Origin of the sequence: Micromonospora sp. NPDC023814, from assembly GCF_040639595.1 — a bacterium.
GTDB lineage: Bacteria > Actinomycetota > Actinomycetes > Mycobacteriales > Micromonosporaceae > Micromonospora.
Map to the genome: position 1 here is coordinate 61,732 of NZ_JBFAAF010000033.1, position 17,684 is coordinate 79,415.

Genomic DNA, 17,684 nt, shown 5'->3' on the forward strand with positions numbered 1-17,684 from the left:
GCCGCCGTGGAGCGTGGGCTCCGCGACGGCGTTCCGGTCGGTGCTCGTGATCAGTGGGTACGCGCCGGCGGTCGCCCGCCGAAGCCCCGCCGCTCGTCGCGCGGCCGGTCGTCGCGACCCCGGCCCTCGGGCCGGAAGCCGCCCCGGTCGCCGAAGCGCCGCTCGCCGCGCTCGCCGTAGCCGCGTCCCTCGGTCGGCCGGTCCCCGTAGCTCCGGCCGTCGGTAGGCCGGTCGCCGTAGCGGCGTTCGCCTTGGGGGCGGTCGCCGTAGCCGCGGCCGTCGGTGGGCCGGTCGCCGTAGCGGCGCTCGCCCTGCGGCCGGTCGCCGTAGGGCCGGTCGCCGTGGCGCCGCTCGCCCCGGTCCGCGAAGCCCCGCTCACCGTAGCCGCGGCCGTCGGTGGGCCGGTCGCCGTAGCGGCGCTCGCCCTGGGGGCGGTCGCCGTAGCCGCGGCGGTCGCCGTAGCGGCGCTCGCCCCGGGCGTCGCGGTCGCCGAAGCGGCGCGGGCCGCCCGGCCGGTCGCCGTGCCGGCGCGGCTCCTCAGGCTCGTTGCGGACCGGGACGCCGCTCGGCTCGCGGGCGCCGGTCAGCTCGGCGAGCGCCGGGTCGCCGGCGCGCACCCGGGTCTCGGCCGGCGCCACGCCGGCCTTCTCCAGCATGGCGAGGGTCGTCCGGCGCTGCTTCGGCAGCACCAGCGTGGCGACCGCGCCCGACTCCCCGGCCCGAGCGGTACGCCCCGCGCGGTGCAGGTAGTCCTTCGGGTCCTTCGGCGGGTCGACGTGCAGCACCAGCGAGACGCCGTCCACGTGGATGCCCCGGGCCGCCACGTCCGTGGCGACCAGGACGTTCATCCGACCCTCACGGAACTCGGCCAGCGTGCGGGTACGCATCCGCTGCGTCTTGCCGCCGTGCAGGCCACCCGCGCGTACGCCCACGGCGGCGAGCTGCTCGACCAGCCGGTCGACGCCGAGCTGGGTGCGGGCGAAGACCATGGTCCGCCCGTCCCGGGCCGCGATGGACGCCGCCACCGGGAACTTGTCGTGCGGCGGGATCAGCAGCATGTGGTGGTCCATGGTGGACACCGATGCGGTGGACGGGGCGGTCGAGTGGGTCACCGGGTCGGTCATGAACCGCTTGACCAGCGCGTCGACGTCACCGTCCAGAGTGGCCGAGAAGAGCAGCCGCTGGGTGCCCGCCGGCGTCTTCGCCAGCAGCTCGGTGACCTCGGGCAGGAAGCCCATGTCGGCCATCTGGTCGGCCTCGTCGAGGACGGTGATCTCCACGTCGTCCAGGTGGCACACGCCCCGGGCGATCAGGTCGCCTAGCCGGCCCGGGGTGGCCACGACGATCTCCACGCCGCGCCGCAGGGCGTCGATCTGTCGGTCGTACGGCACGCCGCCGACGGCGGTCTTCAGGAACACGCCGACGGCCTTGCCGAGCGGCAGCAGCGCGTCGTTGACCTGCATGGCGAGCTCGCGGGTCGGCACCAGGACCAGGGCCCGCGGGTGCAGCGGCCGGGCCCGCTCGCCGTCGGCCACCCGGGCCAGCAGCGGCAGGCCGAAGGCCAGGGTCTTGCCGGAACCGGTCTGGCCCCGACCGAGGACGTCCCGGCCGGCGAGCGCGTCCGGCATGGTGGCGCGCTGGATCTCGAACGGGGCGGTGATGCCCTGCCGGGCGAGTGTGCGGACCAGCGGCTGGGGCAGCCCCAGCGCGGCGAAGTCGGTGGCCTCGGCCGTCACCGGTGTGGCGGAGTCCTGCGGGGTGGCGTCCCGTTCGACGAGGGCCTGCGCGCCGGTGGTGTCGAGGGCGGACGGAAACGTGCTGGGTTCAGCAAACGCGGTCAAGAAATGCCTTTCGAGCGGGGCGCATCTTCGCGTTGGCCTGCCGCAGCTGAACGCCGCCGAATCGCCCGCAAGATCGCCCATGGGCGCGCACGACGCGCGCCGGGTCAGTGATCTCCACCAGTGTACGGCGCAGCGGCGAACCCGCCACCGCACCACGGATCGGTAGTGGGCGGGCTCACCATGGTCGTCGCCGGGCGGCTCACTTGGTCAGGACGCCGCCCACCAGACCGCCCACCGTGTCGGTGGCCAGCAGGACGACCAGCACGCTGATCGCCACGAGCAGACCCAGCGAGGCGGCCAGGACGATCACGACCCTGGCCGTGCTGGACCGCTCCTCGGTGGGGGTCTCCGTCCAGCCCTGGGCCAGGATGTGCCCGGTCAACGAGCCGGAGTTCTCCAGCGGGTTGGTCGGGAAGGAGACGGTGGCGAAGCCCGGGCCTTCCGAGCTGGCGCCGTAGATCGTGCCCAGGTCGGTCCCGCCGTCCAAGCGCCCAGCGGGGGCGGCGTCGGGCCGCCCGCCCGGTGCCGCCGGGCCCCCGCCACGACCCGCGTCGGCGGGGCGATCGGTCGGCCGGCGCGCCTCCCGGGAGGCCGTGGCCGGCTCGGTGCCGCCCGGCCGGCGGTCACCGAAGCTGGTCGGCGCCGGCCAGGTCGGCAGCGCGGGAGCGGGTACCGGCGGCGCGGACGCCGGCGGCGCGGAGACCTGCGGCGCGGCGAACGGCGGCGGGGCGGAGAGCAGCGGCGGAGAGACCGACGGCGTGGTGAACGACCGCGTGGGGGCCGGCGGTGCGGAGGCCGGCGGCGCGGAGACAGACGGGACCGGGGACGCCGGCGGGCTCGCGGGCGCTGCCGGCGGGGCCGGGACGGGCGCGGTGGCCGTGGCGGGCGGCGGCGGGAACGGCGGCGCCGGCATCGGGCCGGGCGGTGGCGGCGGGGCGGGCACCGGCGGCCCCGGCGGCGGCGTCGGCGGACCCGGCACGGGCGGCACCGGGCCCGGTGGGGTGGGCCCCGGCCTGGGCGGCGCCGGGACGGGGATCGGCGGGGTCGGGACCGGCGGGGTCGGGGTCGGGACCGGCGGGGTCGGGGACGGCGGGTTCGGGCCGGGCACCGGCGGCACGGGGGCCGGCGCCGGCTCGGGCTCCGGCGCCGGCGGCCTGGGCGGCTGCGCCGGTTCCGGCGGCTGGGCGGGCTCCGGCGGCTCCGGGTTGACCGGCGCCGCCCGGTAGACCCTCGCCTCGCCCGTGCGCGACCGGATGGCCGAGGCCTCGTCGGCGGAGACCCGTCGCATCCCGGGCACGGCGGCGCTGGCCCGGGCCGCCGCGGCCCGCTGCTCGGGGACCGGCGTGCCGGCCGGAGCGGCCGCACCGGTGGCCCGGTAGGTGGTGCCGGCGATCGGGCGCGCCGACGGTGCCGCGTCGCCCTCGCCGGGCGCGGCCGCGGTGGCCACGCTCACCCGGCCCCGGGCGGGCTGTCGGCGTACGTCGTCGGCGGGCGGCTCCGTCGACGGCCCCGACGTGCCCGCGGAGCCGGTGCCCGACGCCGGGCTGCCGTCGGCCGAGGTCGCGATGGACCCGCCGGTGGGCGCCAAGGCGTCGGCGCGGCTCCGATCGGGCGTGGATCCGTGGTCGACCGGCTGCGCCGGAACCTCTTGCTCGGCCATGCTCGCCCTCCGCGCCGCGCTCGCGCCCGGATCCGCGACGTCGGACCGGGCGTGCCTGACTGTCACGGTGCCATATTCCGGCCCGGCGGCACAGCCGGAGTGCGTTCCGGGGCGGTGGCCCGTGCCGACGGCATCGGAGCGCCGGGCGGAGCCGGCGTGTCCCGGTCAGCTACCCGTGCTGGCCGAGGCGGTGGCCGACGTGCTGCCCTCCGGGTCGGTGCTGCTCGCCGCCGTGGTCGGCGCCACGCTGCCGGACGTGGCGCTCGGCTCCGACGAGGCCGAGCGGGTCGCCGCCGGCGACGACCCGCTCGGCGACGGCGACGGCGAGGTCGACGCGCTGGGCGACGTCGTGGGCGACGGCGAACCGGTGGGGGTCGCCGAGGGCGAGGTCGACGGGGACGGCGACGGGGAGGTGGGCTTCGGGGTCGGCTTGGGGCTCTCCGTCGGCTTCGGCGAGGGCGGCTTGGTCTGCGTCGGCGACGGCGACGGGGTGCTCGTCGGCGCGGGCACCGCCCCGATCACCCGGGTGGCGGCGTAGAGCCGGGACCAGCGCACCGTGGAGATCTTGACGACGTCGCCGGTGGTCGGCGCGTGGATCATCTTGCCGCCGCCGACGTACATGCCCATGTGGTGGATCGTCGTCCAGCTCGTGCCGGAGGCGAAGAAGAGCAGGTCACCGGGGAGCAGCGCGCTGCGGGACACGGTGCGGGACCGGGTGGCGTAGTACTGGTCCCGGGAGACCCGGGGCAGCCCGTAGTAGCCCGCCGACCGGTAGGCGGCGTAGATCAGGCCGGAGCAGTCGAACCTGTCCGGCCCCTCGGCCGCCCACAGGTAGGGGTCACCGAGCTGCGCCTTGGCGTACGCCAGGGCCTTCAGAGCCGTGGGGTGGGCGGCCAGGCCGTTGGCCGTCTCGTTGCCGACGTAGCCGGCGCCGAGCTGCTGGTCGAGGGCCTCCTGCTGGCGCTCGAGCTCGATGAGCTGCGCGGCGTTGTCCCGGCGCAGCTTGGCCAGCTTCGCCTCGGCGTCGCGCAGGGCCTTCTCGCCGGCGGCGTACTCCGTCTGGGCGCCCTTGAGCCGGGACTCGGCCGAGATCAGTGCCTGGCCGGCCACCTGCTCGCCGGTGCGGGCCCGGGACAGCTCGCCCTCGGCGGCGGTGGTGCCGCCCTCGGCCTTCTCGCCGCGGATGATCCGGGAGAGCCGGCTCAGCTCGTGCAGGTCGTTGGCGAACTCGCCGGGCGGGAGGGCGGCGGCGGCCTTGAACGCGCCCGCGGCGGCGGCGTCGGCGCCCTCCTGGGCGCGGGCCAGCGCGTCCCGGGCGAGTGCGAGATCGCGTTCGGCGGTGGCCCGCTGGCCCTCGGCCTCGGTGCGCTTCTGCAGCAGCACGAGCAGTTGGTCGCGGAGCTGCCCGACCTGGGCCTCGGCGGCGTAGATCTGGGTGGCAAGCGGGCCGTCGATCAGGTTGCCGGCCGGCACGCCCGGCACCCCGCCGAGGCCCGGCGCCCCGGTGACGGGCGCGCCGCCGGGGAGCTGGAGCTGACCGGTGACGGCCGGCCGGAGGCCGGTGTCGGGGACGCTGCTGGGCAGCGCCGGGTCGGCGTGGACCGGGTTGGCGAGGACCGTGGCGGCGACGGCTCCGAGCAGGGCGGACCAGAGCGCCGGACGCAGCACCGGCGAGATCACCGGACTCCGTCGTCGCTGCCGTCGCCCGCGCCCGCTGTCGACCATTCCGCTCCCCGTCCGGCGTGGGTGTCGCCGCGCCAGGTGGACGCGGCCGTGAGGACGCTACCAGTGTGTGGCGAACGTCCCATCCTGTCTTACCTCACCCACGCAGCCATGTCGATGCGTCGAGAGGTAACGGGAGGCTGAGAGTTCGGTGAATCGGCCCACGGGGGCCGACCGTGCTGCGGCGGCGTCGGCAGGTGGACGTAGGCTCGATTCCTACCGCAGGTGGAAGGGACGTGGCTTTCGATGGACGCCGGACTCAAGCGTGAGCTCGAAGCGAAGGTGTACGCCGGCGAGCGGCTGACCCGCGAGGACGGCATCGCCCTCTACGACAGCGACGACCTGACGTGGCTGGGGCGGCTGGCCCACCACCGGCGTACGGAGCTCAACGGCGACCGGGTGATGTTCAACGTCAACCGGCACCTCAACCTGACCAACGTCTGCTCCGCCTCGTGCGCGTACTGCTCGTTCCAGCGCAAGCCGGGCGAGAAGGACGCCTACACGATGCGCATCGACGAGGCGGTCCGCAAGGCCAAGGAGATGGAGGACGAGCAGCTCACCGAGCTGCACATCGTCAACGGCCTGCACCCGACCCTGCCCTGGCGCTACTACCCCAAGGTGCTGCGCGAGCTGAAGGCGGCGCTGCCGAACGTCAAGCTCAAGTGCTTCACCGCGACCGAGGTGCAGTGGTTCGAGAAGATCAGCGGGCTGAGCGCCGACGAGATCCTCGACGAGCTGATGGACGCCGGCCTGGAGTCGCTGACCGGCGGCGGCGCGGAGATCTTCGACTGGGAGGTCCGCCAGCACATCGTCGACCACGCCTGCCACTGGGAGGACTGGTCGCGGATCCACGCCCTGGCGCACAGCAAGGGCATGAAGACCCCGGCGACCATGCTCTACGGCCACATCGAGGAGCCCCGGCACCGGGTCGACCACGTGCTGCGGCTGCGCGAGCTGCAGGACGAGACCGGCGGCTTCGCGGTCTTCATCCCGCTGCGCTACCAGCACGACTTCGTCGACTCGGCGGACGGCAAGATCCGCAACCGGATCCAGGCGCGGACGACGATGGCCTCGCCGGCCGAGTCGCTCAAGACCTTCGCGGTCTCCCGGCTGCTGTTCGACAACGTCCCGCACGTGAAGTGCTTCTGGGTGATGCACGGCCTCTCGGTGGCCCAGCTCTCGCTCAACTTCGGCGTGGACGACCTGGACGGCTCGGTCGTCGAATACAAGATCACCCACGACGCCGACTCGTACGGCACCCCGAACACGATGCACCGGGACGACCTGCTGCACCTGATCTGGGACGCCGGCTTCCGCCCCGTCGAGCGGAACACCCGCTACGAGGTGGTCCGCGAGTACGACGCCGCCCCGTCCCTGGCGGAGCGCCGCGCCGAACCGCAGCAGGTCTGGGCCTGAGCCGGCACGTAATCTCGTAGGCCATGACCGAGCAGCGGAGCGGGTTCCCCCGGCGCGACGCCGAGGGGCGCATCCTCACCCTGGGCGACCTGCTCGGGGTGAGCCTGGCCGGCCTGGTCATCGGCGTGCTGGCGGTGGTGCTGTTCGACTGGGCGTTCACGCTGATCGGCAGCGGCGACTTCGGCCGGGCCAACGGCTGGCTGGCGATCATCCTGCCGGCGTGGCTGTTCTGGGACGACTTCCGGGCCTGGGAGTTCGGGGCGGCGCGGGTGGTGGCGGCGCTCGTGGCGGGCGCGGTGGGGCTGGTCGCCGGGCTGGTGGTGGCCGGCCTGGCCGCCGGGCTCGCCCCGCTGGTCTCCGGCGGGCTGGGCGCGGCGGCGTTCACCCTCGGGTACGCGGTGGTCTGGTTCCACGGCGTCCACTGGCTGGCCCGCCGGACGGGCTGAACCTTCCGCCGGGGTCACCCCGGCGGCGGAGAACGGAGTGCGGAACGTGAGCGCGGCGGTCAAGTACACGCTGGGCCGGATCGGGCTGTTCGTCGCCGTGCTGGCGGCCCTCTGGCTGGTCGACATGAACCTCTTCGTCAAGCTGATGCTGGCGCTGGCCTTCTCGGCCGCCGCCTCGTTCTTCCTGCTCAAGGGCTGGCGGGACGAGATGGCGGTGGAGATGGCCGAGGCCGCCGAGCGGCGCCGCACCGAGAAGGAGCGCCTCCGCTCCGCCCTCGCCGGCGACGACCAGGACCCGGACGGCCCCGCCGCCGAGAAGTGACGAGGGGCTCGCGCCCCGGGGCGGACCCGGGTGACGCGAACCCCTCGACCGTTCCGTCGGACCGTCAGGTCACCAGTTGGTGGAGCCGGCGACCGTCGGCCACGGCATCCGCTCGGGCTTGATCAGGTAGACGACGCCGCCGGAGCCACCGGAGACCCCGCCGCTGGCGTTGATCCGCTTGGTCCGCAGCCAGATCTGCTCGAACCGCTCGCGCGGGTAGACGTTGCGCACCGCCTCGTTGCTGGACGAGGCGGGGTCGTTCACGATCACGTCGCCCTCGGCGGTGAAGCCGACGATCACGAACAGGTGCCCCGAGGTGCCGTAGCCCGCGCCGTCCAGCTCGCTGGCCAGGAAGGACTGGCTGGTCACCACCGGGATGCCGGCGGCGATGAAGCGCTCCACCTCGTCCAGCGAGTGCAGCCGGGTGACCCGCGCCTCCAGGCCGGGGAAGCTGGCCGCGTACGCGGTGTTGAACGGCCAGTTGCCGGCGCCGTCGTACTGGTAGTCGTAGACCATCCGGGCGGCGTGGTTGACCGTCGGGTCCGGGTAGGTCGGGTCGACCCAGGCGGTGTCCTCCTCGGACGCCTTCCGGCCCCAGTACTCGATCACCATCGTGGTGGAGGTGGGGGAGCACCAGGCCTGGCCGCCGCCGTCGTACTCGGGGTAGTGGCCGGTGTGGATGTTCTGCGAGTAGCGGGGGACGGCGAGTTCCCGGCCCCAGGCGATGCCGCCGGCGCTCGGCTCGACGGTGAACCGGTCGGGCACGTTCGAGCTCATCGCGCCCAGCGTGTGCACCACCGGCGCGGCGTGCTGTCCCGGTGCCCGGTAGAGGGTCAGCCGCAGCTGGTACGCCCGCAGCAGCACCCCGACGGAGGCGTCGTCGATGCTGAAGGTGTCGGTCCAGATGGTCGACCAGGGGTCGCCCTGCCGGTTCACGCTGGTGCGCTTGATGTCGGCGTCGCCGGAGGCCCACCGCCCCATCACGTACCACTTGGTCTGGACGCCGGTGTTGTAAGTGCCCTGCAGCTCCACCTGGATCCAGGTGCCGGCCGGGGTGTCCGCGTTCCACGAGGCGATCAGCTCGGTGGCGTCGAACCCGACCTGGGTGACCGGGGAGGTCCAGGTCGCGTACTCCCAGCTCTTGGTGATGCCGGTGTGCGGGTCGGTGTAGTCGGTGGTGCCGAGCGGCGTGGCCAGCGTGACGCCCGGCCGGAGGCCGGGGACGGCCCGCGTGCCGGCGTGGCTGCCCTGACGCCAGTCGGGGTAGCGGGACCAGTCCTGGAAGGTGATCTGCTCGTCGTGGACCACCGGGCGGGTGGTCGCCGAGGCGGCGACGGGCGCGGCGACGGCGGGTGCCGCGGTGCCGAGAAGGGTGAGCGCGGTGGCGGCCGCGAGGGTGGCCGCGCGCAGGCGTGGTCTGGACATGGGTCCTCCGCAGAGACGGGCGGATCGTTGCCGGTCAGTGTCCCGCTCGGAAGGAACTTTCGCCAGAGGTCGACGGTTGGAAAATCCTTGCCGGTGTGAGGATCAGGATGGCATGCAACAAGACAGCGATGAATGTTGATATGACCATGTGAGCGATGGTGGAGTGTCCTCCACCGAGCGGGATCTTCTCCCGCCCCCCGAGGAGGTTGTCCATGGCCTTCCGCAAGCCCGCCCTCCGCCGCCTGGCGCTCGCCGTCGCCGCCGGGTTCGGTCTGCTCACCGTCGCCGCCGCGCCGGCCACCGCCCGGCCCACACCCGAGCGCGCCGCCGACTCCCCGACGGCGTCGTCCTACCGGGTGCTCGGCCCGCGTACGGTGGCCGACCGCACCGCGGTCGCCGGCACCGGCGCCGCCATCGACTACGTCGAGCACGGCGTGCTGAACGTCTCGGCCACCCCCGCCGAGGCGGCGGCGATCACCCGGCTCGGCTTCCGGCTGGAGGCGGTCCCGGCCCCGTCGGCCGACGGCCACAGCCACGCCGAGGGGGACGTCGGCACGACCGCCTTCCCGCCCGCCGACTCCAACTACCACGACTACGCGGAACTGACCGCCGTGGTCAACCAGGTGGTCGCGGACCATCCCTCGATCGCCCGGAAGATCAGCATCGGCTCCTCGTACGAGGGCCGCGACCTGATGGCGGTGAAGATCTCCGACAACGTCGGCACCGACGAGGCCGAGCCGGAGATCCTGTTCAACTCGCAGCAGCACGCCCGCGAGCACCTGACCGTCGAGATGGCGATCTACCTGCTCAACCTCTTCACCGACAGCTACGGCACCGACTCCCGGATCACCAACATCGTGAACGGCCGGGAGATCTGGATCGTGCCGACGGTCAACCCGGACGGCAGCGAGTACGACATCGCCACCGGCTCCTACCGCTCCTGGCGCAAGAACCGGCAGCCGAACAGCGGCTCGTCGTACGTGGGCACCGACCTGAACCGCAACTGGTCCTACCAGTGGGGCTGCTGCGGCGGCTCGTCCGGCTCGACCTCGTCGGAGACCTACCGGGGCCCGTCGGCGTTCTCGGCCCCGGAGACCGCGGCGCTGCGCAACTTCGTCAACAGCCGGGTGGTCGGCGGCACGCAGCAGATCAAGGCCAACATCGACTTCCACACGTACTCGGAGCTGGTGCTCTGGCCGTTCGGCTACACCTACAACAACACCGCTCCCGGCATGAGCGCCGACCAGTACAACACCTTCGCCACCCTCGGTCAGCAGATGGCGAACACCAACGGCTACACCCCGCAGCAGTCCAGCGACCTCTACATCACCGACGGCGACAGCATCGACTGGATGTGGGGGCAGCACGGCATCTGGGCGTACACCTTCGAGATGTACCCGGGCTCGTCCCTCGGTGGCGGCTTCTACCCGCCCGACGAGGTGATCCCCGCCCAGACCTCGCGCAACCGGGAGGCGGTGCTGCTGCTCAGCGAGTACGCCGACTGCCCGTACCGGGTCATCGGCAAGGAGGCGCAGTACTGCGGCGGTGGCGGCGGCACCACGGTCTGGTCGGACACCTTCGAGACGGCCACCGGGTGGACCACCAACCCGAACGGCACCGACACCGCGACCCTCGGGGCGTGGGAGCGGGGCGCCGCCCAGGCGACCACCTCCAGCGGCGCCAAGCAGCTCACCCCGTACGGCGGAAGCAACGACCTGGTCACCGGCCGGCTGGCCGGCACCGGGGCGGGCGACTACGACGTCGACGGCGGCGTGACCAGCGCCCGGTCGCCGGCGGTGACCCTGCCGTCCTCGGGCACGCTGACGCTCTCGCTGGCCTGGTACCTGGCGCACGGGTCGAACGCCTCGTCGGCCGACTACTTCCGGGTCAGCGTGGTGCACAACGGCGGCACCACCGCCCTGTTCACGCAGTCCGGGGCGGCCACCAACCGCAACGGCGCCTGGGCGGTGGCGAACGCCAACCTCACCCCGTACGCCGGCCAGTCGGTGCGGATCCTGGTCGAGGCGGCGGACGCCTCGGGCGCGAGCCTGGTCGAGGCGGCTGTGGACAACGTCACCATCACGAGTTCCTGAGCCCGGTGGGGCCCCGTTCCGCCCCCGGCGGGGCCCCACCACCCCCCAGCACGCGTCGATCCAGGGCATATCGCTGCTGTTGTAGATCAACAAGCGCCGATGCGACCTGGATCGACGAGGCACGTCCGGGGCGTGCGCTACGGTTCTACCGACCACTAGCAGCGAAGCCGGTGCGAAACCGGCGCTGTCCCGCAACTGTGATGCCCCACCACTCCCGGCCGAGGCCGGGTGCGGCGGGGACGAGCCAGGTCGCCTGCGTCAGTGGTCGCGACTCGCGCTCTCGAGGAAGGGCGCCTCGCGGACGGGCGCACGAGGTCCCTGTCGGCGAAGCACCACGCTCCTCGACCGACAGGAGGACAGATGCTCAGACGTACCCCCCGGTTCTTCGCCGCGACCCTCGCGGTGGCCGCGCTGGCCCTCGGGGCCTGCGCCGAGAAGACCACCGACACGCCCGCCGCCGGCGGCAGTTCCGCGGCGGCCGCCTACCCGGTCACCGTCGGCAAGCTCACCCTCGACAAGCGGCCCGAGAAGATCGTGTCGCTGTCGGCGTCGGCCACCGAGATGCTCTTCGCGATCGGGGCCGGCCCGCAGGTGACGGCCGTCGACGACAACTCGAACTACCCGCCGGACGCGCCGAAGACCGACCTCTCCGGCTTCTCCCCGAACGCCGAGGCGATCGCCGGCAAGAGCCCCGACCTGGTGGTGCTCTCGGACGACCGCAACAAGATCGTCGAGCAGCTCACCACGCTGAAGATCCCGGTCTACCTCACCCCGGCCGCGACCACGCTGGACGACTCGTACCGGCAGATCACCGAGCTGGGCACGCTCACCGGCCACGCGGGCGAGGCGGCCGACGTGACCAAGCGGATGAAGGACGACATCGCCAAGCTGGTCGCCGGCCTGCCGCAGCGCGCCGAGAAGCTGACCTACTACCACGAGCTCGGCCCGGAGCTGTACACCGCCACCAGCAAGACCTTCATCGGCTCGCTCTACGCCATGGCCGGCCTGGAGAACATCGCCGACCCGGCCGACGCCGACGGCAAGAACGGCGGCTACCCGCAGCTGTCGCAGGAGGTCATCGTCAAGGCGGACCCGGACTTCGTCTTCCTCGCCGACACCAAGTGCTGCCAGCAGAGCGCGGAGACGGTCAAGGCGCGCGCCGGTTGGGCGGGCATCACCGCGGTCAAGAACAACCAGGTCGTCGCGCTCGACGACGACGTCGCCTCGCGCTGGGGCCCCCGCGTCGTGGACCTGCTCCGGGCCATCATCGACGCGGTCGCCAAGGTGCCCGCGTGAGCCGCGCCCGTCGATGACCAAGGCCCTCGACACGGCACGACCCACCCGGCGGGCCGGGACGCTCCCCGCGTCCCGGCCCGCCGGGCTGCGGCCGCGCTGGCTCGTGGCCGGCGTCGCCGCCGTGCTGGTCGCCCTGGTCGCCGGGGTGTCGCTCGGCCCGGTCAGCCTGCCGCCGGGCAGCGTCGCGGCCGAGCTGCTCAACCTCGTCCCCGGGGTACACATCGACAGCGGGCTGACCGAGCGGGAGATCGCCATCGTCACCGAGCTGCGGCTGCCCCGGGTGGTGCTCGGCCTGCTGGTCGGCGGGCTGCTCGCCCTGGCCGGCGGCTGCTACCAGGGCGTCTTCCGCAACCCGCTGGCCGACCCGTACCTGCTCGGGGTGGCGGCCGGCGCCGGGCTGGCGGTCACCGCCGTGATCACCCTCGGGGTGGGGGCGGGCGGCGCACTCACCGGGCTGCCGCTCACCATCCCGCTGGCCGCCTTCGTCGGCGCGCTCGGCGCGGTGGCGATGACCTACCTGCTCGGGGCGTCCGGCGGGCGCGCCCGCTCCACGGCGACGCTGATCCTGGCCGGGGTGGCCGTCTCCGCGTTCCTCTCCGCCGGGCAGACCTACCTGCTGCAACGCAACTCCGACAGCATCCAGCAGGTCTATTCCTGGCTGCTCGGGCGGCTCGCCACCGCCGGCTGGCACGACGTCCGGCTGGTGCTGCCGTACTTCCTCCTCACCGCCCTGGTGGTGCTGCTGCACCGGCGGGAGCTGGACGTGCTCTCCGTCGGCGACGACGAGGCGACCGGCCTCGGGCTGCACCCGCAGCGGTCCCGCTACCTGCTGATCGCCGCCGCCTCGCTCGGCACCGCCGCCGCGGTCTCCGCCTCCGGGCTGATCGGCTTCGTCGGGATCATCGTGCCGCACACCGTACGGCTGCTGGCGGGATCGAGCTACCGGGTGATCCTGCCGCTCTCGCTGCTCTTCGGCGGCGCCTTCCTGGCCCTGACGGACGTGGTCGCGCGCACCGTCGCCGCCCCGGCGGAGGTGCCGATCGGCGTGGTCACCGCGCTGCTCGGCGGCCCGTTCTTCGTCCTGGTCCTGCGCACCTCCCGGCGGGTACTCGGATGAGCGCGCGACGTGCGCCGGCACCGCGGCCGGCGGACGGCGGGACGCGCCTGCCCGCCCCGCAGCCGCCGGCCGGCGGTGACCGGACGACCGTCCCCGCCGTCGAGGTCCGCGACCTGCACGTCCGCCTCGACGGCACGCCGATCCTCGGCGGCGTCGACCTGACCGTCGCGCCGGGCGAGTGGGTCACCGTGATCGGCCCGAACGGCGCCGGGAAGTCGACCCTGCTGCGCGCCGTCGGCGGCCTGCTGTCCGCGCCGGGCGCGATCTCCCTCTTCGGTACGCCGAGCGAGGCGCTGCGCCGCCGCGACCGGGCCCGGGTGGTGGCGACCGTGGCGCAGTCCCCGGTCGTGCCGGCGGGCATGTCGGTGCTCGACTACGTGCTGCTGGGCCGCACCCCGTACATCCCGCCGCTGGGCCGGGAGTCGGCCGCCGACCTGGCCGCCGCGTACGACGTGCTCGACGGGCTGGACCTGACCGGGTTTCGGGACCGGGAGCTGGCCACCCTCTCCGGCGGCGAGCGGCAGCGGGTCTTCCTGGCCCGGGCGCTGGCCCAGGGCGCGACCCTGCTGCTGCTGGACGAGCCGACCAGCGCCCTGGACATCGGCCATCAGCAGGAGGTGCTGGAGCTGGTCGACCGGCTCCGCCGTGAGCACGGCCTGACCGTGCTCGCCACGATGCACGACCTCTCGATAGCCGGCGAGTACGCCGACCGCATGGTGCTCCTCGCCGACGGCAGGGTGGTCGCCGCCGGCACCCCGCGCGAGGTGCTGACCGAGCAGCTCCTCGCCACCTGGTACCGCGCCACCGTCCGCGTCGTCGACGGCGACCACGGCCCCCTGGTAGTCCCCGTCCGCCCCCACCCCCACCCCTGACTTCCCTCCCCCCTCCCGCCCCCGCGCTCCCGCCCCCCGGGCTCCTGCCGTTGATCATGAAGTTGTTGTCGCCCGCCCGGCGTGTCGCCGCAACAACCTCATGATCAACGTGAGTGGGGGCGGGATGGGTGGGCGAGGGGGGGTAGGGCCTGTCTCACACTCCGGCTGTTTGATCTTGTGGCAAGATCGCCGGATGCTGCGACTCACCGATTTCATCATCGACTGCCCGGACACGATGGAGCTGGCAGCCTTCTATTCAGAGGTGACGGGTCGCCCGGTCAAGGAGGGCAGCCACGGCAACTGGGCCGGTATCCGGTTTGGCGAGATCGAGCTGGCCTTTATCCGGGTGGATAACTACCGCGCCCCGCAGTGGCCCGACAGCGAGCACCCCAAGCAGTTCCATCTCGACTTCGAAGTTGACGACATCGAGGCGGAACAGAGCCGCGTCCTGGCCCTCGGCGCGACCCTGCAGCAGGACTCCATCGGCCCCGACGGCTACGGCTGGCGCGTCTACACCGACCCCGTCGGCCACCCGTTCTGCCTCTGCCACAACAAGGGTGTCACCTGGACCGACCAGGGCCTCATCTGGCCCAAGAGCGAGTAGAGCGTGTATCTGAAGTGGGTCGAAGCCATTCGTTGATCGCGGCGATGTGTAGCCACCAGGCGTTTCTGCCTGCAGATCCCCTTTTCCGGGCGCCAGCGGCATGCTGGGGCGCTCGGGCGGTCGTCGAGCCCACAGACACGTCCCAGGTGATGCGGCCGGCCGCGTCCGCGAGGGTCTGCGACGCGGTCATGATGCGGGCCGAGGTCCCGTCGCGCTGCCAGCGGCGGAACAACGCGTACGCCGCCGGCCAGGAGCCGTAGCAGGCCGGGACGTCCCGCCACGGGGCACCGACCCGGATCCGCCACCGGATCGCGTCGATGAACTGCCAACTACCGACACGGACCTCGATACGCACCCTCTAGGGGCGGGTGAGGATGTTGAAGAGGGCGCCGTGGGGGTCGCGGAGGGCGGCGAAGCGGCCCGCCGGGGCGTCCTGGGGCGGGACTAGGATCGTGCCGCCCAGCTCGGCGGCGCGGGCGGCGGCCGCGTCGGCGTCGGCCACCGCGAAGTACACCGACCAGTACGCGGGCGTGTCCGCCGGGAACCCGTCGCCCAGCGGCGGCACCATGCCGGCCACGATCCGGGTGCCGAGCCGCCAGCCGGTGTAGGTGATCGGGCCTGCCGGCTGGTCGTCCGGGTGCCAGCCGAAGACCAGCTCGTAGAAGACCTTGGCGCCGTCCGGGTCGGGGGTGACCAGTTCGGTCCAGGTCAGCGCGCCCGGGGTGTCGAACACCTCGGCCCCCGGCATCGCCATCGGCTGCCAGACGCTGAAGGCGGCCCCGGCCGGGTCGGTGAAGACCGCCATCCGCCCCCGGTCGAACACCTCGAACGGCGGCACCACCACCTGCCCGCCGGCCCGCTCGACCCGGCCGGCCACGAGGTCCGCGTCGTCCGTCGCCAGGTACGTCGACCAGATCGGCACCTGGTCGGGGATGGCCGGCGGTCCCGCGCCCGCCACCGCCCGTCCGCCGAGCAGGAAGACCGTGTAGCCGCCCGCCTCGGGCTCCGGGTCTATCCGGCCCGTCCACCCGAACAGCTCCGGGTAGAACCGTCGCGCGTCGGCGAGACCGGGGGTGGCGAGGTCGGCCCAGCAGGGCGTGCCCGGCGGGACGGTGCTCACGTCGACCCCTCTCGGCGGGGGGCGACCACGACGGCACGCCCCTGCCGGCATCGTGGCACCGACCCGCCGCGCCACGGGGCGGATCGGACGAAACGTCAGCTGAACCGTCGACCCTCGCCGCGCCGGCACGCCCACGCGGCCAGCGCCGTCAGCAGCACCACCCGGACCACGAGCATGCCCATCGACAGCGGTTCGGCGGACAGCGGGGCGTCGCCGGCCGCTGGCCCGGCTACCTGTGAACCCATCCACCCCCGGCGGGGTCGCCGATGGCTGAAACCGTCGCCGGCCGTCGTGCGCCTGTACGGTGTCGCCCGCTTCGACGGCGGGCGGGAGCGGAGTGGGCATGACAGGCCGGACAGCGCTCGCGGACGTCGCGGACGACGTCTTCGGGACGACGTACGAGCGGCACTTCCGCGGGATGGTGGCGTTCGCGTACCTGACCACGGGTAGCGCCGCCGCGGCGGAGGACATCGTCCAGGAGGCGTTCATCGACCTGTACCGCCGCCGCGCCCAGGTGCGGGAACCGGAGCGCTGGCTGCGGCGGGCGGTGGCCAGCCGCTGCACCTCCTGGGTACGACGGCGCATCCTCGAACGGCGGCACGCCTTCGCCGACCCGACGCACCCGGTCACGGCGCCGCACGAGTCCGCGTCGGTACGGGCGGCGCTGCGCCGGGTCCGGCCCCGGCAGCGCGCCGCGTTGTTCCTCCGCTACTACCTCGACCTGCCGGAGCGGGAGATCGCCGAGACGCTCGGCTGCCCCGCCGGCACCGTCAAGACCCTTCTGCACCGTGGACTCGCCGCCCTCAGGGAGCACCTCGATGACTGACCCGAAGCAGCAGGTCCGTGACGCTTTCGACCGGTTGCTCGCCGACGAGCGGCTGCCGGTCACCCCGCTGGGTGAGATCGTCCAGCGGGCCGAGAGCCCCACGCGACGCGGCTGGCCGGGCACGCTGGCGACCGCACTGGCAACCGCGTTCGTGCTGGTCGTCGGGGTCGGGTTGTGGCAGGTCGGGCCGCGACTGCTCGGCGACGCCGGGCCGGGCCGGCCGCTGACCGCGATGGTGGAGCCGGAACGCGCCGATGTGCTGACCCAGTGCCGGGTGGGTGGCCCGGGCGACCGGCTGGTCAACGCCGTGGAGTGGCGCGACGGACGCCGCGCCGCCATCGTCGTCAACGGCACCGATCTCGCCTTCTGCCTGGCCCGTCCCGGGGGCGACCTCAGGATTTCGAGCAGCAGCCGGATGGACCCGGGGCAGGACCCGCTGTACTGCCCGCCGCGCACCTGTGCCGTCGCCGGCGGCGTAACCGTGCTCACCCTGAGCGATCTCCCCCTGGGTTACGCGAGCGTGATGGAGGGGCTCGCGCCCGAGGGTGCGACGCGTGTGCGGGTGCGGACCGACCGCGGTTACAGCGTCGAGGCGCCGGTGGTCAACGGGACGTACATCGTCCGGGCCGACAGCTGGACCGCCAGCGCGGTCGAGTTCACGGAGATCACCGTGCTCGGCGCCGACGGCGCGGTGCTGATGCGGGCGCCGGCGTACTGACGCGACCGTCGTGGCCCGTAGTGACGGGCGTGGGGCCAGCAGCGGATCACCGAGATCCGGGACGGGCGTGCCCCCGCCGGCACACCGCCCCGGACGACCGCCGCGCTCACCGGGCGGATTCAACCGGTCGTCGCAACACCTTGTCGGAGAGGTGAAGCGATGGGTGTTCAGCCGGGGCAGAAGCGGGTTCGGGAGTATCGGGGTCA

16 protein-coding genes, 1 pseudogene and 1 riboswitch are annotated in these 17,684 nt (G+C 73.7%); of the genes and pseudogenes, 10 read left to right on the forward strand and 7 right to left on the reverse strand.

The window, feature by feature from the left end:
* Positions 1-50: 50 nt before the first annotated feature.
* The 3 genes from AB0G14_RS19425 to AB0G14_RS19435 all read right to left on the reverse strand — a co-directional run bounded on the left by AB0G14_RS19425 (position 51) and on the right by AB0G14_RS19435 (position 5,226).
* The gene (locus tag AB0G14_RS19425) at positions 51-1,922 is read right to left on the reverse strand and encodes a DEAD/DEAH box helicase (protein WP_357699185.1); all 1,872 of its coding nucleotides are present in this window, start codon (positions 1,920-1,922) and stop codon (positions 51-53) included.
* A 118-nt stretch (positions 1,923-2,040) separates the two neighbouring features.
* Positions 2,041-3,501, reverse strand: a complete 1,461-nt coding sequence (locus AB0G14_RS19430) for a hypothetical protein (protein WP_357699187.1) — start codon at positions 3,499-3,501, stop codon at positions 2,041-2,043.
* A gap of 165 nt (positions 3,502-3,666) precedes the next feature.
* Positions 3,667-5,226 carry an NlpC/P60 family protein gene (locus AB0G14_RS19435; protein WP_357699189.1) on the reverse strand — a complete coding sequence of 520 codons (1,560 nt, stop codon included), beginning with the start codon at positions 5,224-5,226 and terminating at the stop codon, positions 3,667-3,669.
* Positions 5,227-5,469: 243 nt separating this feature from the next.
* On the opposite strand from AB0G14_RS19435, the gene mqnE reads away from it, so the two are divergent.
* The 3 genes from mqnE to AB0G14_RS19450 are packed head-to-tail and all read left to right on the forward strand — an operon-like array spanning position 5,470 to position 7,407.
* Positions 5,470-6,639 (forward strand): aminofutalosine synthase MqnE, encoded by a 1,170-nt coding sequence (gene mqnE, locus AB0G14_RS19440; protein ID WP_357699191.1) that lies wholly within the window; start codon positions 5,470-5,472, stop codon positions 6,637-6,639.
* A 23-nt stretch (positions 6,640-6,662) separates the two neighbouring features.
* Complete coding sequence (locus tag AB0G14_RS19445; protein ID WP_357699193.1) at positions 6,663-7,085, forward strand: hypothetical protein; 423 nt, start codon at positions 6,663-6,665, stop codon at positions 7,083-7,085.
* A gap of 46 nt (positions 7,086-7,131) precedes the next feature.
* Positions 7,132-7,407 (forward strand): DUF4229 domain-containing protein, encoded by a 276-nt coding sequence (locus tag AB0G14_RS19450; RefSeq protein WP_357699221.1) that lies wholly within the window; start codon positions 7,132-7,134, stop codon positions 7,405-7,407.
* Positions 7,408-7,476: 69 nt separating this feature from the next.
* Here the strand turns inward: AB0G14_RS19450 and AB0G14_RS19455 are convergent, their stop codons facing one another.
* Positions 7,477-8,832: a C39 family peptidase gene (locus AB0G14_RS19455; protein ID WP_357699195.1), complete on the reverse strand. Its 1,356-nt coding sequence runs from the start codon at positions 8,830-8,832 to the stop codon at positions 7,477-7,479.
* A gap of 212 nt (positions 8,833-9,044) precedes the next feature.
* On the opposite strand from AB0G14_RS19455, the gene AB0G14_RS19460 reads away from it, so the two are divergent.
* From AB0G14_RS19460 to AB0G14_RS19480, 5 genes are all read left to right on the forward strand, one after another.
* Positions 9,045-10,925 (forward strand): M14 family metallopeptidase, encoded by a 1,881-nt coding sequence (locus tag AB0G14_RS19460; RefSeq protein ID WP_357699197.1) that lies wholly within the window; start codon positions 9,045-9,047, stop codon positions 10,923-10,925.
* A 166-nt stretch (positions 10,926-11,091) separates the two neighbouring features.
* Positions 11,092-11,174: riboswitch (cobalamin riboswitch) on the forward strand.
* A 111-nt stretch (positions 11,175-11,285) separates the two neighbouring features.
* A complete protein-coding gene (locus AB0G14_RS19465) occupies positions 11,286-12,221 on the forward strand; it encodes an ABC transporter substrate-binding protein (protein WP_357699199.1) in 936 nt (311 codons plus the stop codon).
* A gap of 13 nt (positions 12,222-12,234) precedes the next feature.
* The gene (locus AB0G14_RS19470; RefSeq protein ID WP_357699201.1) at positions 12,235-13,338 is read left to right on the forward strand and encodes an iron ABC transporter permease; all 1,104 of its coding nucleotides are present in this window, start codon (positions 12,235-12,237) and stop codon (positions 13,336-13,338) included.
* Positions 13,335-14,210, forward strand: coding sequence for an ABC transporter ATP-binding protein (locus AB0G14_RS19475; RefSeq protein WP_357699203.1), 876 nt, complete (start codon positions 13,335-13,337; stop codon positions 14,208-14,210). The genes AB0G14_RS19470 and AB0G14_RS19475 overlap by 4 nt, the downstream gene beginning before the upstream one ends.
* 193 nt (positions 14,211-14,403) lie before the next feature.
* A complete protein-coding gene (locus AB0G14_RS19480; RefSeq protein ID WP_357699205.1) occupies positions 14,404-14,814 on the forward strand; it encodes a VOC family protein in 411 nt (136 codons plus the stop codon).
* Between the two features lie 51 nt (positions 14,815-14,865).
* Here the strand turns inward: AB0G14_RS19480 and AB0G14_RS19485 are convergent.
* From AB0G14_RS19485 to AB0G14_RS19495, 3 genes and pseudogenes are all read right to left on the reverse strand, one after another.
* Positions 14,866-15,139, reverse strand: a pseudogene (locus AB0G14_RS19485) (transposase); the annotation flags it as partial.
* A 33-nt stretch (positions 15,140-15,172) separates the two neighbouring features.
* Positions 15,173-15,934, reverse strand: a complete 762-nt coding sequence (locus tag AB0G14_RS19490; protein WP_357699207.1) for a VOC family protein — start codon at positions 15,932-15,934, stop codon at positions 15,173-15,175.
* A gap of 95 nt (positions 15,935-16,029) precedes the next feature.
* Positions 16,030-16,179 (reverse strand): hypothetical protein, encoded by a 150-nt coding sequence (locus AB0G14_RS19495; protein WP_357699209.1) that lies wholly within the window; start codon positions 16,177-16,179, stop codon positions 16,030-16,032.
* Between the two features lie 98 nt (positions 16,180-16,277).
* Here AB0G14_RS19495 and AB0G14_RS19500 point away from each other — a divergent pair, with 98 nt between their 5' ends.
* Both AB0G14_RS19500 and AB0G14_RS19505 read left to right on the forward strand, forming a co-directional pair.
* Positions 16,278-16,760: a sigma-70 family RNA polymerase sigma factor gene (locus AB0G14_RS19500; RefSeq protein WP_357699211.1), complete on the forward strand. Its 483-nt coding sequence runs from the start codon at positions 16,278-16,280 to the stop codon at positions 16,758-16,760.
* Positions 16,753-17,478, forward strand: coding sequence for a hypothetical protein (locus AB0G14_RS19505; protein ID WP_357699213.1), 726 nt, complete (start codon positions 16,753-16,755; stop codon positions 17,476-17,478). The genes AB0G14_RS19500 and AB0G14_RS19505 overlap by 8 nt, the downstream gene beginning before the upstream one ends.
* Positions 17,479-17,684 lie beyond the last annotated feature (206 nt).